The sequence below is a fragment of the Tumebacillus amylolyticus genome, from assembly GCF_016722965.1.
GTDB lineage: Bacteria > Bacillota > Bacilli > Tumebacillales > Tumebacillaceae > Tumebacillus > Tumebacillus amylolyticus.
The window spans coordinates 224,059-237,510 of sequence record NZ_JAEQNB010000005.1 but is presented as its reverse complement, the minus strand read 5'-3'; the positions used below and the strand labels follow the sequence as shown (position 1 = coordinate 237,510).

Genomic DNA, 13,452 nt, shown 5'->3' with positions numbered 1-13,452 from the left:
CACTGTTATTATAATTGTTGGAATCTATGAACTAATGGGCGGTGGCACGATGATAGTTGATCAAGAGATGACGATCGGACAACGGTTTAAGAAATACAGAAAGGCACAAGGTCTCTCGCAACAGCAGTTGTCAGAGGGGATTTGCTCCTATTCGACAGTCAGTCAGATTGAATGTGATCGTGCCCTGCCGTCGGTGGGTACCTTGGAGAAGTTAGCGGAGCGTTTGTGTGTTCCGCTACGTGAAATTCTGGGCGAGCAAGAGCGTACGCAGGACATTTCGTTCCAACTGGATGTCATCCGTGTGTCGGTGTCCAAGCGTGACTACGCGTATGCGCTTGAGTTGATTCAAGAGTTGGAGGGGCAGGAACTGCTGGAGCACCAGAGGCAGGTACTGTTCCTTAATCATATGGAATGCATGACGCGGACCGGTTACCCTCATGATGCGGCTCGTCGGGTGTTGGAGTTTGTTCAGGCACAGGAGAAGCAGCAGACGGTCAGCGATGAGACGCTGTGCGATGCGTATAACAAGTTGGGCAATGCCTACTATTTCCAACGCGATTATGAAAAAGCGTACTCCGCGTATGAGCACGGCTATCACGTCTCGTTGCGTCAAGAGGTCATGACGAGACCGGCGGCGGCCATCACGCTGAATTTGGGGATCGTCTGCAACGAATTGGGATTCAAGGAAGATGCGCAACTCTTCTTGGACAAGGCCCGAGACTATTACTCGGACAAAACGGATCTCATGAATTTGGCGCGTTCCCTGTTCTCTTTGGCGATTGCCACGAAAAGCAAAGAATATATTGTCCAAGCTCTGAGTTTGTACAATTCCTTGAACGACCTTCGAAATGCGTATGTCGCCCGTCAACATTATCTCTATTATTATGAAGCAAAAGACAACTACAAGGGTGCCGTCAAGGAGCTCCAAGACCTCGCATTTAAGTTCGAAAATGATCTCGAAGACCCGGAAATGTCCGTGTATTTGTACGGTCGAGCCTTTATGGTCTGCTTCAAGAGCGGTGACCAGGAATTAGCGGATGTAAATATGTCTCAAGCTGAAAAAATTTCTACTGAAGTGAAAGATGAGCAGTCGTCAGGTATTGCTTATCTCCATAGGTGTAAGGCTCTTAATGAAATGTCGAAGAAAAATTTTGAAAATGCCATTATACACTCGTTAAAATCTAGCGAATTATATGGTAAGATGAAGATGTACACGCAAAGTGCTGAATCGTTACAAGTTTCCGCAGACATCTATTCGCAAATGGGTAAATTCCAGGAAGCTTACGAGGTACTTACGCGAGTGAATAAACTTCTTAGAAGAGACGGAAGGGAGTCATACGAATGAAGAAATTGTTTGCGCTTGTCATGATCTCGATGTTGGTGACGGGCTTTGCTTCGAGTTCGATTGCAGAAGATAGAGGCCCTGATGTTACCCCCGGCTTTGTCAAGATGGCACAAGATATGGGTCCGGACGTAACCCCCTCGATCGTGATTTCGATTAAATTGACCTAATCCCATTGTTTTCAGAAACCGTCCGATCGTTTGGGCGGTTTTTTACTTTTTGAAGTTTGGTAGTAAGGTTGGTAGGAACTACTAACAAAACTACAGATTTTTTACTGCGCAAAGTTTCGATACAATCTCTCGTATAAATACTAATCGAGAGAGGGGCAGCGTGTATGACTCTAGGCGTGGGAATTCGTGAAGTGCGGGTCGGCAAAGGTGTAACGCAGATGAAGTCGACGGAGGGGCGTGCAACAAACGTCCTTAGCGCAATTGCGGATCAGCTGGAGGTGACGCTGGACAATTTGACCGTGGAGACGGACCGTCGTGCGGAAGCTCTGAGCCTGTACCAAGAGGCGTTGGAGAGAAAACGGTCGATGGACTACGCGGGGGCATTGGATCGATTGGAAGAGTTGCTGAAGCAACCTTTTTTTGGCGTTGAGGCCGTAGATTTGATGTGTCATCTGGCGGAGTGTTACCTTCGTGTTGGAGATTTACCGGAGTCGTTTCATTGGTATCACTTTGCACTCGAAGAAGCGTGTGTAGAGCAAAACCAAAAAGCGATGATTGAGATCTATCGAGGACTTGGGAATCTCGAGTTCTCCCAAGCCCGTTATGAATATGCATTGCGGCACTACGACCGCGCACTGGCGATCTCGGAGAGACTGCCGAACCAGGACGGCGCGATGACGACGCACTTGTACGTTCTGCTTGGCACGTGTCAGAAGCGGATGCGACGTGTCAAAGAAGCGATGCAATGCTTCCGGCTCGCCGTCTCTTGCTGTGAAGGCACGGTGAACCGCCGCTCGGTCGTCTGGCTGTTGCTGATGATCTCGCCTTTCTTCCGCGAGATGTCGTTTGAGTGGGAAGCCAATGCTTATACGGAGCGTGCAGCGACGATTCTGCGCGAAGAGGGTGTTCTGGACCTCGCCGCCGAACTTCCGAACCACTATACCGTTTTGCTTGGGATCAAAGGCGACTTGTCCGAAGTCTGCACGGTGTTGCAAGACTCTCTGTCGCTGCTCGACGAGTCGGGTTATGACGTGGAGGCCGGCATCGGGTATGTAGAATTGGCGAAGATCGCCATGGAAGTCGATCCCAACCAAGCGGAGGCAGCCTGCCGGATGGCGTTGCAGCGTTTCCCGGAGGAGCCGGAGCATCGGACGTCTGTGTTTGCCTTGCTCGGGGAGATCTCGTGCCGACAAGAAGCATACGAAGAAGCGTCGCACCACTTCCAGAAAGCGGCCGACGGGTACAAGCAATTGAAGCAAGCGAAGCAATGGGCCGGCGTCATGCAAACGCTATCATGGATTTACCGTAAGTTGGAAGGGGCAAGAATCTCCTAACTACTGTCACAGGATGGCTACATCTGGCTATTTAATATCCACAACATTTCGCATAAAATAGGGGTAGGCCCATCGCGGACCGGTAAAAACGTGAGGAGCGATACCCGTATGTGGGAGAAACAACTGGAGTGGTTATCGGCGACGACACCGTGGGACTGGACGTGGCACATCATCGCCGCTGTGCTGTGTGTCTATTTCAGCGTACCGCAATTGTGCTGGCCGATGATTAAGCGAGTCATCAACTTGTACAAAAAGATTCGTGGCACAGAACCGAACTCGAAAAATGGGGACGTTGTTGACAACCGCCCCTGACGCTAGAAATACGTGAAAAAGCAGATGGGAGACTCTCCCATCTGCTTTTCTTTTTGGTATACTGGTTTTGGATAGGAGTGAGAAGAATTGAAGCAACCTGCAAATACTTTTTTACTTCGCAACGGGGCTTCTCGTTTTGGGTCGGCTGTGCATGATGTGCAGCGGTTGAGTTCGCGAGTGGAACAGGCAGCCGAGACGGATCAATGGAAAGGCCAAGCCGCGACAGACTTTCGATCGTTGGCGGGAAAAGTCCGTGAAGACTTGCGAACGGCGGGTTTGGCGTTTGACCACATCTCGCAGTCGCTGAACCAACTTGCGGGCCACTTGGACAACGTGAACCACCTGCGGCAACAGGCGCAGGGGATGGAAGGACAAATTCACGCTCTGCAGTCTCAACTTCACAATGGAGAGCCGGAGGAACGCTATTCGTTGCAGATGGAGTTGAATTATTTGCAAGGGCGTTATCATTCATTGCAGCAAGAGGCTGACAGTCTGGAAGCGCAAGCCAACCAGACGGCATCTGCCCAGTTTTACGACATCGAAGGGCTCGTCGGACGGATGAATGCGGTACGAGGCGGGCTGCAGATCAAGGCGGGGACTCAACAGAAATCAGAGGACGAGGACATCACCAGTGCGTCTGACTTTTTGGCACCGGGCGCAGTGACTGCGTTGATTTTGTCCGGCTCCATCCGTTTTGAGCAAGACCCGCAAGACCCCAGATCGTATTTCATTAAAACAGCCGGGTGGGTGAAGGGGGAGTCGAGGTTTTCGAAGTGGAATTCGATTGTCAGTTGGTCCAACCAAAACGTATTCGAGAAATTTAGCCAACCGAATATCACAGAGAAATCGCTTGGGAATCAGTTGAAGGACTTCGCTGGCATGGAAGGCAGTGCGGCCAAGATCGGTTTTAAAACGATGCCCTTGCATTTGGCAAAACGTGCAGTGGGCCCGCTTGGAATCGCGATGACCGTTTGGGACGAGAAGGATAAGTTGACGGAATCCTGGGACAAAAACACCCAACCCGGCGTCACCCAGCAGGAATTCTATCATAACTTTTCCGGAGACGTCGCCAGTTCGCTGAACACCGTCGTATTCAAGTCTGTCGGTACCATCGTAGGCACAGCGATCGGTGGCGCAATCGGCGGGGCATTCATAGGGCCGGCAGGTGCTGTGATAGGTGGGGCATTTGGTGGTATGGCGGGAGAATGGTTAGGAGCGTGGGTTGCCGAAAAAACAGATGGCGTGGCTCGGGACCTTGGACAAAAAATAGGTGACGGAATCGCCAATCAACTGGACAAAGCAAACACTACGTCGAAAACGAGTGTTGCCAAGTACGACAATACTTTGAAAGCTGGTATACCTGGAGTCTTTATGAAACCGATCATGTAAAAGGAGGGAGAACGTGCATTCTAAACAATTGATTCTTTACAGCAGTCGATTCGTAGCGTTCGTACGTTGGCTTGGGTGTCTACTTTTTGTGTCGGGGGCATTGTTCATGATCTTCAAGATCTACCCCGAAGAATGGAAGCTTCGATTTCTGATAACGGGTGCCGTTACATTAGTATTTTTCGGGTTCTTTTTTCTCCTCTGCAGTTACTATATTCTCGTCTCCAAACCATTCTTTGTTTTTGATGAACAGGGAGTCCAATCTGCAGACGGCAAGCTTTCTGTAAAGTATGAAGACGTGGACTTTTTCTTTTTCAGTTGGGCGACGATGTGGTACATAATGGCAGCGTACACCAAAGAAGGTAAAGTCATTAAATTCAATACTCGAAACGTAATCCGTGCCAAAGTAGCCAAGCAATATTTGAGAGAAATCGGTTTCGTAGTAAAGGAGTAGGAACCTCATGAGCATTCAGCGTTTTTCCCTCTCGGTAGAAGAAATGATCCTCTCCCTTTCCGTCATGGGACGGCAAGAGACGGCAGCGGGCTTGCTGGGCATGACCATCGGACCGCTGTCCGATGAAGAGTTGGAAGTACGGATGTTGACGGCCGGACATTCGCTGGCAGCCCGTGAGTGGCTGCAGGTGCTTGAAAATGGACAAACCCACACCCTTGACCCCGACCTCCAAGAAGCCATCCGCCCCATCGCAGACGCCGAACATTCGATCCGCCTCAGCAAATGGGAGAATGGCCAAGAACTCACCCTCGGCTTGCACGTCGCGCAGGGAACGCTTACGACGCATGAGATTCGGCAGGGCGTCATCCACCGGGTACAACGGCTGGAGAATCTGGACGACGTGGTGGAAACGGTCGAATCGTTTCTGTCGATTCAGTACGAGGCGGCAGAATCTCAAGAGCCTCTGCTGTGGAATCGGTTTGCCGACAGCGTCGCAGAGCGGGAGAACGGCCTCGATTTGCACCCGACCCTACTAGACTCCGGTCTCCCGGAAGAAATCTCCGACATGATCGCTCGCGACCTGCAACAAACAGAGGGATTTTGGTCGATCTTGCGCATCGAGTACACGGAAGACAATCGGGACCCGTACTCGACGGGCGGAATCCTGCTGCTGCCCGGCTCTGCGCATACGTGGATGATCAGCGAAGTGGAGGGCAGCCACGGCGAACAGGCGAAACTGAGACCGTGTTCGCGTGACGAATTGAAACGGGAATTGCAAAACTTGCTCTAAAAAAAGAACCCTGTACGCACAAGTTGCGCACAGGGTTCCTTTTTCCTACCAGTAGTACGGACGTGTCGCCAAAGCGCCGGCGGCAAAGCCTACGGTCAAACCGGCCAGTGCAGCAAAGGGGACGAACAGGGCTCCGAAGAAGATCGGAGTCGCGTCGGTGTCAAGTTGACCACTGTCGGCCGTGTGGAGATGGAGGGAGGGATTGGCAGCAGAGATCATCCCGGCATGGCCGTACGGTGTAACGTACACGCCCTCCGGAGTGACATGTCGAAGAGTCCCATGGAGGCGTCGGCCATCGTGGTGATGCAACGTGACTTGCTTGTTCACCATCTTGCAACAACGTTTGTACATCGGGTGATGCGCCATCTGAGTTCCTCCTTTCTGCACGGATACCAAATTGTATGTGGACATGTGTCAGGGTGTCACGGCAGAAGCGGAGAGGAGGCTCAAGGTTGCAGGATAAGCGTGGAATAGGGCGGCAACGCGATCTTGCCGCTTTTTACTTGGGCATCGGAAGTTGTGGTGAAGTACGTGGTTTTGTACGACTTCAAGTCTGGGTCGAGCGTCACGTTTTGCGCTTTGCCCGAGAGATTGTGGACGACGAGCAGCGATTTGTCGCCGAGAGTGCGCTTGAACGCGAGCAGGCCGTCTGCGTGGAGCGACGGAACTTCTGCGAGATCGCCTTGGATTAGGACGTCACTGCTGCGGCGGGCATGGATCAGCGCTTTGTAGTGGGCGTAGAGCGATGTCTGGCTGCTTTGCTCGGCCTCCAGAGATTTTTGCTCGTTGTCGCTGTTGTACTTGGAAACTTCCCAATGCGTTTGCTCGGGGGCGTTGCTGTCTTTTTTCCAAAGGAAGGGTTCGCGAATCGCTTCGTCCGGTTTCTTGCCTTCCATGCCGATCTCTTCGCCGTAGTAGACGAACGGATCGCCCGGCAACGTCATCAACAGCGAAGCCGCCATCTTGGCGTGGTCCATGTTGCCGTCCAACTGGCTCATGACGCGGTCCATGTCGTGGTTGGTGAGGAACGTGGAGTCGATGTACGTCTTGCCCGCTTCTTCCTCATAGAGCTGGCGAGTCGAGACCAACTGCGAGACCAGATCTTGGTCGCTTTCGTTCTGGGCGGCGGAGACCAAGACTTTGGAGAGGTCGAAGTTGAACGTGGAGTTCAAGCCTTTGAGATAGGGCGCGACGACATACGGGGAATCCCACACTTCGCCGACGAGAAACACATCGGGTTTGACTTCCTCCATGCTTTTGCGGAACTCTTGCCACCACTGAACATTGCGGGTCGGCTCCGGATCGGCGTAGATGTGCTTGGCGGCGTCGAGACGGAACCCGTCGATGCCGATGTCCTTCAGCCAATATTGTCCGGCTTGGGTGATTTCTTGACGGACTTTCGGGTTGTCGAAATTCAGATCGGGCATGCCTTCGTAGAAATACGCGTAATACTCGTTGCCCGGACTTCCGTGCCAGAGCTCTTGCCCGGTGTCGCCGCGCTGTTTCGTGTTCGTGGTGGAATTCGCCCAGATGTAATAATCGCGATAGGGGCTCGTCGGCGAGGATTCGGCTTGTTGGAACCAAGGATGTTGGTTCGAGGTGTGGTTGACCACGAAGTCGAGCAGGATGGACATGTGACGTTTGTGTGCTTCGGCGACCAATTGCTTGAGGTCGTCTGCCGTGCCGTAGTCGGGATTGACGCCCTTGTAATCGGTCACGTCATAGCCGTGGTAGCTCGGGGACGAGTTGATCGGCATCAACCACAGCCCTTCGATCCCGAGGTCTTGCAAGTAGTCGAGTTTGGCGGTCAGGCCTTTGAGATCCCCGACGCCGTCGCCGTTCGAATCGGCAAACGAGCGCACAAACACTTCGTAGTAGACACCGTGAGGCGGTTGGTGGAGAAGCTGCGAGTCTTTTTTCGTCGTCGATGGGCCCGTACACCCGGTGAGCAGGACGCCGCATGTGAGGGCGGCGGAGGTTAGCCAGAGCGTTTTCTGTTTCATATGTGGAGGAAACTCCTTTTTTTCTCATATTATCTCACAACTCGTTCACAATTTGGGAATTGCGAGATCGGGAAACTTCGACTACTCTAGATGAAGTACATCAAGGAAAGTATTAGGTGATGACGAAGTGTTTAAAAAAATGAGCGTACCAGAATGGATCGCATTGCTCTTCATCGGCGTGGTGTTGATCGGGCAGTTGCTGCTCACTCCCGTTGTCGGTCTTGCGAACAATGGAGATTTTGAGCGGATCATGGTCTGGGCGGGGTTGAAAGTTCCGAACGGCGTCACGGGTGACGCGCAGTATTTCGGGTTTTTCAACCGAGTCTATGAGATCGGCGATATCCACCTCAGTGGATATGTGTCGTCCACCATCTTGTTTCTGAAAGTCGCGGTGTGGATCAACAAAGCGTTCCACAGCGCGCACGAGTTTGACATCCGTTTCCTTGGCGCGTTGCACATCTTGACGCTTTTGGCGGGCGCGTTTCTGGTCATCTCGGGCGTTCGTCGCCGCAATGCGGGGCTTGCGTGGCTGACCGCCGTGCTGGTTGCGTGGGTCTCCACCGACAAGGGGTTCTCCCTCTACTTCAACTCGATGTTCTCCGAAGCGACGACTTTTCTCCTGTTGCTCGCTCTGATCGGGTTCGCGTTGCATCTGACAGTCGAATCTCAACAACCGCAGAAGTGGGCGCTCGTCGGAGCGGCGGTCGCAAGCGTCCTGTTCGTGACGGCGAAGGTGCAGAACGCGCTGCTAGGATTCCTGATCGTGCTCTGGCTTTTGCGGCTCCTGAAACTGCATGGAGAACGCGCGTGGAAAAAAGCCGTGCTGATCTCGACCGCAGTTGTGCTTGTGTTCACAGCCGGTTTGTCGTTCTACAATTCGTTTGAGAAGATCAACATCTACCAGACGGTCTTCTACGGCGTGTTAAAAGACTCGCCCGACCCGGCGGCCGATTTGCGAGAGTTGGGCTTGTCGGAAGAGTATGTGGTGCTGGCGAACACCGACTATTTTGTCCCGCACAAAATCGACGTGACGTCTCCGGAATTTAAAGCAGGCTATTACGACAAGATCTCGCGTGGCAAAGTGTTGAAGTTTTACGCGAAGCATCCGGGCCGTTTTTTTGACAAACTGAAAGTGTGTGCCGCAAGTTCTTTCAACTTGCATTATTACCTGGGCAATTACGAAAATGACGGCATCCACAAAAAATTGGAGCAGAGCAAATCGTGGACGTCGTTTTCTTATTTTGCGTACAACATCTTGCCGAAGTCAATTTGGTTCCTCTTGCTGTTTTCGATGGCGTTTGCCGTCGGGACGGTCTGGGAGTGGCGTCGGGCGGTGACTGTAAGCGGGAAGTTGCTTGCGGAGTTTTTCCTCGCCATTGAATTGATGGCGATGGCGCAATTCGTGTTGCCGATCTTGGGTGACGGAGAAGCGGACTTGGCGAAGCATCTGTTCCTGTTCGATTTACTAGGAAGTGTCATGCTGGTGACGTCTGTCATCTGGCTTGCGAGGAGGATTCTCGATGGAAGAAAATAATCATCTGCCCGCGTTGCCCGTTCTGAGCATCGTGGTGCCCTGTTACAACGAAGAAGAAGTGTTGCCGGAGACGACGAAGCGCCTGATTGAGGTGCTGGAAGATATGATCACAGACGAGTTGATCGACGATTCCAGCGTTATTCTGTACGTCGACGACGGCTCCCGGGATCGGACGTGGGAGTTGATTGAGAAATTCAATCGGGAGTCTCGCTACATCACAGGCTTGAAATTGGCGCGCAACGCAGGGCATCAGAATGCACTGCTCTCCGGTTTGATGAAAGCCAAGAAAAACTGCGACATCGCCGTGTCGATCGACGCAGACTTGCAAGACGATCTGGCGGCGATTCGAGCGATGGTGGAGAAGTACCACGAAGGCTTCGAAGTCGTCTACGGCGTGCGCGAGAGCCGCACGACCGATACGTTTTTCAAACGATTCACGGCGGAAGGCTTCTACAAGGTGATGCGCGGACTGGGCGCGAACATCGTGTTCAACCATGCCGACTTCCGCCTGATGAGCAAGCGGGCGTTGCAGAATCTGGGACGCTTTGAAGAGTCGAACTTGTTCTTGCGCGGGATCGTGCCGATGGTCGGGTTCCGCTCGACGAACGTGTACTACGCCAGAGCGGAGCGGTTCGCGGGCGAATCCAAGTACCCGTTGAAAAAAATGCTCGCCTTCGCGTTCGACGGAATCACTTCGCTGAGCGTGACGCCGATTCGCTTCGTGACGGTGATCGGGTTCGTGATGTTCTTGCTCTCCATCATCGCCGGAGTCTGGGCTTTGATCGCGAAGATCGCCGGTGTGACGGTCAGCGGCTGGGCGTCGATCATGGTGTCGCTCTGGTTGATTGGCGGCGTGCAGATCATGTGCTTGGGCTTGATTGGCGAGTACATCGGCAAAATCTACAAAGAAACGAAGCGCCGTCCGAAGTACATCCTCGACATCGAACTCGACCCCAACGGAGATGCCAAATATCTGGCGGGTGAGACCCACGACCGTGAAGAAGTCGGCGCTCGCTGACAGGGGGCTTGTGCGATGAACGCTCTCCTCTTGAAAGTCTGGAACCACAGCCTCGTGCGGTTCATGCTGATCGGTGTGATCAATACGATTGTGGGCTTGTCCACGACGTATCTCTTGTTGAATTTGTTCGGAATTTCCTATTGGATCTCCACGTTTGCCGGGAACTGCACCGGGGGCGTGACGAGCTACTTTTTGAACCGAAGCTTTACGTTTCGCAATACGCAGAGCGTCGGCTCGAGCTGGTGGAAGTTCATCTTGGTGTTGCTTGCGAGCTATGCAATTTCGTACTCGATCGGTCTGCAGATAACGCGGTGGGTTTTGGCGCTGTTCACCGACGACACGTCGTGGATTGAGAATGTCGCCGTGTTGGTCGGGTCGGTGCTGTATACGCTGACCAGTTATGCGGGGCACAAGTTGTTCACATTTCGGGATCAAAAAAGACACCTGGGCGAGTGAGCCGAGGTGTCTTTTTTTGTCGAGGAGTTTACAAGCTGAACAGTCCGGACGCCATCATGCCGCAACCGATGATGTTGAGAAGAAACGTAACACCGGCCAGCATCCACATGCCGGTGAGAATGCCTTTGCCGTACTTGGGGATGAACAGGCTGAGCAGGGAGAGCGGCGCGATGTAGGCCACTTGGATCACGCCGATCAGCATGATGGCGATGCCGCCCCCTTGCTCAGAGTTCACACCTGCGTAGATCAAGGCGATGATGTTACAAAGCAGGGCAACGCCGAGGCCATACCAGAGTCCTGTCTTGAAGTGAGTCGGATCTGCCGCCACTTACAGCACCTCCAGTTCGTGTTCGTACAGCGGGGTGTACTTTTTACGGAGTTCCTCCAGTTGTGCTTCTTTGTCGCCGCGGTAGAAGATGTTGTACGTGTCGAACGGGATGATCCGACCGTCCGGGTGGACGATGTGGACACAGGACTTTTTCACCGAGCGTACGTCGAAGTTGTGCGGGTCGAGGAATTGCATGATCAGCACGCGGAACACGTTGTCATAGCTCAGGGCGTTCGGAACCGAAACCATCGGGAGACAGCAGAGCAAGTTTTTCAGAGACAGGGTTTGCGACTCCGGCGAATGGTTGGTGGAGAACAGTTCGAACACGCGGGATTTCAGCGTCTCGTCCTGCTCGAACACGATGGTGTTGCGTCCGCCCTGCAGCAGAACTTGCGGATCGATCAGGCCGGTCAACGGCAACACTTCGCCGCCGATCTTGAGCGCATAGCCCATCGCGAGACAGTCCGGGTGGCAAGGAACCGGGATCATGTCTTGCGGGGTGAACACCTCCGATTGGTCGATGATCATCTGACGGACTTCGGAGAGCGTCAGACGGTCGGTCGCCGGGTCGAATTCTTCCAAACGTCCGGCCGCTTGAATCGGTTGGAACGTGACGCCGCGCACGCAGCGTTGTTGCAGACCGTATTGGATGATGTCGCCGACTTCGTGGTCGTTGAGGCCTTTTTTCAGCGTGACAACGAGGGTGGTGGAGATGTTGAATTCGTTGAGGTGTTCAATCGCTTTGCGACGAATCTCGCGCAGGTCGGCACCGCGAAGTTCGCGCAGGGCGTCCACTTCAAACGAGTCGAATTGCAGATAGAGCTCAAATCCCGGCATATAGGTGGCGAGTCGTTCGACGAATTCGCGGTCTTGCGCGATGCGAACGCCGTTGGTGTTCACCATGAGATGCTTGATCGGTTTGGACTTGGCGAGGTCGAGAATTTCAAAAAATTGCGGGTGAATCGTCGGTTCACCGCCGGAAATCTGCACGATGTCCGGCTCGCCTTCGTTGCGCACGACGGCGTCGAGCATCGCTTCGACTTCCTCGAGGGAGCGAATTTTCTCTTGTTGCGGGGACGACTCGGCGTAGCAGATCGGGCAGGCGAGGTTGCATTTCTCAATGATCTCGACGAGCGTCAGGCAACTGTGTTGTTCATGATCCGGGCAGAGGCCGCAATCGTAGGGACAGCCGTACTTTATCGGGGTGTTCCACACTTGCGGCATCTCCGACGGTTTGAGGTATTCACGGCAGAGTTTGTAATAGTCGGCGTCGGTGGAGATCAGGACTTTCTCCGGACCGTGGGTGAAGCAGTGCTTGTGGAGGTAGACGTGGTTGTCTTGGATGATCACTTTCGCTTCGACTTTGGACAGGCACGTCGAGCAGATCGAGTTGGTGAGTTCGTAGAAAATGTAGGGCCGATTTTTAGGCATGAAGGGGCTCCTTTTTGAACGAGAGTGAGTTTCGAGGCCATTGGCGCAGGAGTCTGTAGTAATGGATCAGTCCGAGCATCGCGGCGAGTTGAATGTTGGAGAAAATCCAATAGACGTGCGGAACCGGTTTTATGAATTCAACGCCGAGGCGGAACAGCAAGTAGCTGAACATGAAGAGTTGGAACAGGCCGCCGTTGGGCAGGTTTGCGCGTTTTTTCAAGAACAGAAGCAGAGCGGCCAACGCCCAGAGGAACGCGATCTCATAGAGCTGCGTCGGGTGGCGGGGGATGCCGTCGCCAAAGTCAAAGCCAGTGATCCACGTCGTGGGAATTCCGCAAGTCTCATCGGCAAGCCCGGTGAGGAAGCAACCGATGCGCCCGATGGAGAGGCCGACGATCAGCGGCAGGGTGTAGTCGTCACCTGTGCGCGATGTCCAGCCCAGCAGTTTCTTGGCGATCTCCACGCAGATCAACCCCCCGAGCAGTCCGCCGACGATGGTCTTGCCCTGCATGAGAAAGACGGGGTCTGTGCGATGCTCCCACGTTAAGAGCGGTTCTTGAAACCAATACAAAACTTTCGATCCAAAAGCGGCGCCCAAGATCATGCCAAGCAGCAAGAGCGTGGAGACTTGAAACGGAAGTCGCTCCTTGTTCCGCGTCCAAAGGTACACGCGAAATCCGATGAAGTACGACAATGACTCAAACAAAATATGTGGATGGATGCTCCACGAGCCGATGTGAATGTAAACAGGAAAGGTCATGATTCACCACCTCGGAAGTTTCTGGATGTTCAGACTAAGTATAGCAAAAAATCCAACATCTCGTCGTCTGAGGTTTTCTCGTGAGTTACAAATGGAGATTTCGTGTTACAATAAAGGAAATTGTTGTAAGAGAG

General features: G+C 53.1%; 15 protein-coding genes. 10 read left to right on the top strand and 5 right to left on the bottom strand.

What is annotated here, in order from left to right; all coding sequences use genetic code 11:
- Window positions 1-49 precede the first annotated feature (49 nt).
- The 7 genes from JJB07_RS16570 (at window position 50) to JJB07_RS16540 (ending at window position 5,788) form a co-directional block, all read left to right on the top strand.
- The gene (locus JJB07_RS16570) at window positions 50-1,345 is read left to right on the top strand and encodes a helix-turn-helix domain-containing protein (protein WP_201636991.1); all 1,296 of its coding nucleotides are present in this window, start codon (window positions 50-52) and stop codon (window positions 1,343-1,345) included.
- Window positions 1,342-1,512: a hypothetical protein gene (locus tag JJB07_RS16565; protein ID WP_201636990.1), complete on the top strand. Its 171-nt coding sequence runs from the start codon at window positions 1,342-1,344 to the stop codon at window positions 1,510-1,512. The genes JJB07_RS16570 and JJB07_RS16565 overlap by 4 nt, the downstream gene beginning before the upstream one ends.
- 164 nt (window positions 1,513-1,676) lie before the next feature.
- A complete protein-coding gene (locus tag JJB07_RS16560) occupies window positions 1,677-2,846 on the top strand; it encodes a tetratricopeptide repeat protein (protein ID WP_201636989.1) in 1,170 nt (389 codons plus the stop codon).
- Window positions 2,847-2,954: 108 nt separating this feature from the next.
- The gene (locus tag JJB07_RS16555; protein ID WP_201636988.1) at window positions 2,955-3,158 is read left to right on the top strand and encodes a hypothetical protein; all 204 of its coding nucleotides are present in this window, start codon (window positions 2,955-2,957) and stop codon (window positions 3,156-3,158) included.
- A gap of 87 nt (window positions 3,159-3,245) precedes the next feature.
- On the top strand, window positions 3,246-4,547 hold the full coding sequence (locus JJB07_RS16550; protein ID WP_201636986.1) for a hypothetical protein: 1,302 nt from the start codon (window positions 3,246-3,248) through the stop codon (window positions 4,545-4,547).
- Between the two features lie 106 nt (window positions 4,548-4,653).
- The gene (locus JJB07_RS16545) at window positions 4,654-4,998 is read left to right on the top strand and encodes a hypothetical protein (protein ID WP_201636984.1); all 345 of its coding nucleotides are present in this window, start codon (window positions 4,654-4,656) and stop codon (window positions 4,996-4,998) included.
- Window positions 4,999-5,005: 7 nt separating this feature from the next.
- A complete protein-coding gene (locus JJB07_RS16540; protein ID WP_201636982.1) occupies window positions 5,006-5,788 on the top strand; it encodes a hypothetical protein in 783 nt (260 codons plus the stop codon).
- 45 nt (window positions 5,789-5,833) lie between these two features.
- On the opposite strand, the gene JJB07_RS16535 is transcribed toward JJB07_RS16540, so the two are convergent.
- Together JJB07_RS16535 and JJB07_RS16530 are read right to left on the bottom strand one after the other, a co-directional pair.
- On the bottom strand, window positions 5,834-6,154 hold the full coding sequence (locus JJB07_RS16535; protein WP_201636980.1) for a hypothetical protein: 321 nt from the start codon (window positions 6,152-6,154) through the stop codon (window positions 5,834-5,836).
- An 80-nt stretch (window positions 6,155-6,234) separates the two neighbouring features.
- Complete coding sequence (locus JJB07_RS16530) at window positions 6,235-7,791, bottom strand: alpha-amylase family glycosyl hydrolase (RefSeq protein ID WP_201636978.1); 1,557 nt, start codon at window positions 7,789-7,791, stop codon at window positions 6,235-6,237.
- A 139-nt stretch (window positions 7,792-7,930) separates the two neighbouring features.
- On the opposite strand from JJB07_RS16530, the gene wsfD reads away from it, so the two are divergent.
- The 3 genes from wsfD to JJB07_RS16515 are packed head-to-tail and all read left to right on the top strand — an operon-like array spanning window position 7,931 to window position 10,799.
- Entirely contained in the window at window positions 7,931-9,325 is a 1,395-nt protein-coding gene (wsfD, locus tag JJB07_RS16525) for a glycan biosynthesis hexose transferase WsfD (RefSeq protein ID WP_201636976.1), read from the top strand.
- Complete coding sequence (locus JJB07_RS16520) at window positions 9,312-10,343, top strand: glycosyltransferase family 2 protein (protein WP_201636974.1); 1,032 nt, start codon at window positions 9,312-9,314, stop codon at window positions 10,341-10,343. The genes wsfD and JJB07_RS16520 overlap by 14 nt, the downstream gene beginning before the upstream one ends.
- Window positions 10,344-10,358: 15 nt before the next feature.
- Window positions 10,359-10,799 carry a GtrA family protein gene (locus tag JJB07_RS16515; RefSeq protein ID WP_201636973.1) on the top strand — a complete coding sequence of 147 codons (441 nt, stop codon included), beginning with the start codon at window positions 10,359-10,361 and terminating at the stop codon, window positions 10,797-10,799.
- A 28-nt stretch (window positions 10,800-10,827) separates the two neighbouring features.
- Here JJB07_RS16515 and JJB07_RS16510 read toward each other — a convergent pair whose 3' ends face one another.
- Genes JJB07_RS16510 through JJB07_RS16500 form a run of 3 tightly spaced genes read right to left on the bottom strand, consistent with a single transcriptional unit; the run spans window position 10,828 to window position 13,318 of the window.
- The gene (locus tag JJB07_RS16510; protein ID WP_201636971.1) at window positions 10,828-11,127 is read right to left on the bottom strand and encodes a hypothetical protein; all 300 of its coding nucleotides are present in this window, start codon (window positions 11,125-11,127) and stop codon (window positions 10,828-10,830) included.
- Window positions 11,128-12,558 carry a radical SAM protein gene (locus JJB07_RS16505; RefSeq protein WP_201636969.1) on the bottom strand — a complete coding sequence of 477 codons (1,431 nt, stop codon included), beginning with the start codon at window positions 12,556-12,558 and terminating at the stop codon, window positions 11,128-11,130.
- On the bottom strand, window positions 12,551-13,318 hold the full coding sequence (locus tag JJB07_RS16500; RefSeq protein ID WP_201636967.1) for a prolipoprotein diacylglyceryl transferase: 768 nt from the start codon (window positions 13,316-13,318) through the stop codon (window positions 12,551-12,553). The genes JJB07_RS16505 and JJB07_RS16500 overlap by 8 nt, the downstream gene beginning before the upstream one ends.
- Between the last annotated feature and the right edge of the window lie 134 nt (window positions 13,319-13,452).

Bases quoted from the DNA above. Each gene is read 5' to 3' on its own strand.
- JJB07_RS16535 (WP_201636980.1), bottom strand. From the start codon at position 6,154: ATGGCGCATCACCCGATGTACAAACGTTGTTGCAAGATGGTGAACAAG.
- JJB07_RS16520 (WP_201636974.1), top strand. From the start codon at position 9,312: ATGGAAGAAAATAATCATCTGCCCGCGTTGCCCGTTCTGAGCATCGTG.
- JJB07_RS16565 (WP_201636990.1), top strand. From the start codon at position 1,342: ATGAAGAAATTGTTTGCGCTTGTCATGATCTCGATGTTGGTGACGGGC.
- JJB07_RS16545 (WP_201636984.1), top strand. From the start codon at position 4,654: ATGATCTTCAAGATCTACCCCGAAGAATGGAAGCTTCGATTTCTGATA.
- JJB07_RS16500 (WP_201636967.1), bottom strand. From the start codon at position 13,318: ATGACCTTTCCTGTTTACATTCACATCGGCTCGTGGAGCATCCATCCA.
- JJB07_RS16560 (WP_201636989.1), top strand. From the start codon at position 1,677: ATGACTCTAGGCGTGGGAATTCGTGAAGTGCGGGTCGGCAAAGGTGTA.
- wsfD (WP_201636976.1), top strand. From the start codon at position 7,931: ATGAGCGTACCAGAATGGATCGCATTGCTCTTCATCGGCGTGGTGTTG.
- JJB07_RS16570 (WP_201636991.1), top strand. From the start codon at position 50: ATGATAGTTGATCAAGAGATGACGATCGGACAACGGTTTAAGAAATAC.
- JJB07_RS16515 (WP_201636973.1), top strand. From the start codon at position 10,359: ATGAACGCTCTCCTCTTGAAAGTCTGGAACCACAGCCTCGTGCGGTTC.
- JJB07_RS16505 (WP_201636969.1), bottom strand. From the start codon at position 12,558: ATGCCTAAAAATCGGCCCTACATTTTCTACGAACTCACCAACTCGATC.
- JJB07_RS16555 (WP_201636988.1), top strand. From the start codon at position 2,955: ATGTGGGAGAAACAACTGGAGTGGTTATCGGCGACGACACCGTGGGAC.
- JJB07_RS16540 (WP_201636982.1), top strand. From the start codon at position 5,006: ATGAGCATTCAGCGTTTTTCCCTCTCGGTAGAAGAAATGATCCTCTCC.
- JJB07_RS16530 (WP_201636978.1), bottom strand. From the start codon at position 7,791: ATGAAACAGAAAACGCTCTGGCTAACCTCCGCCGCCCTCACATGCGGC.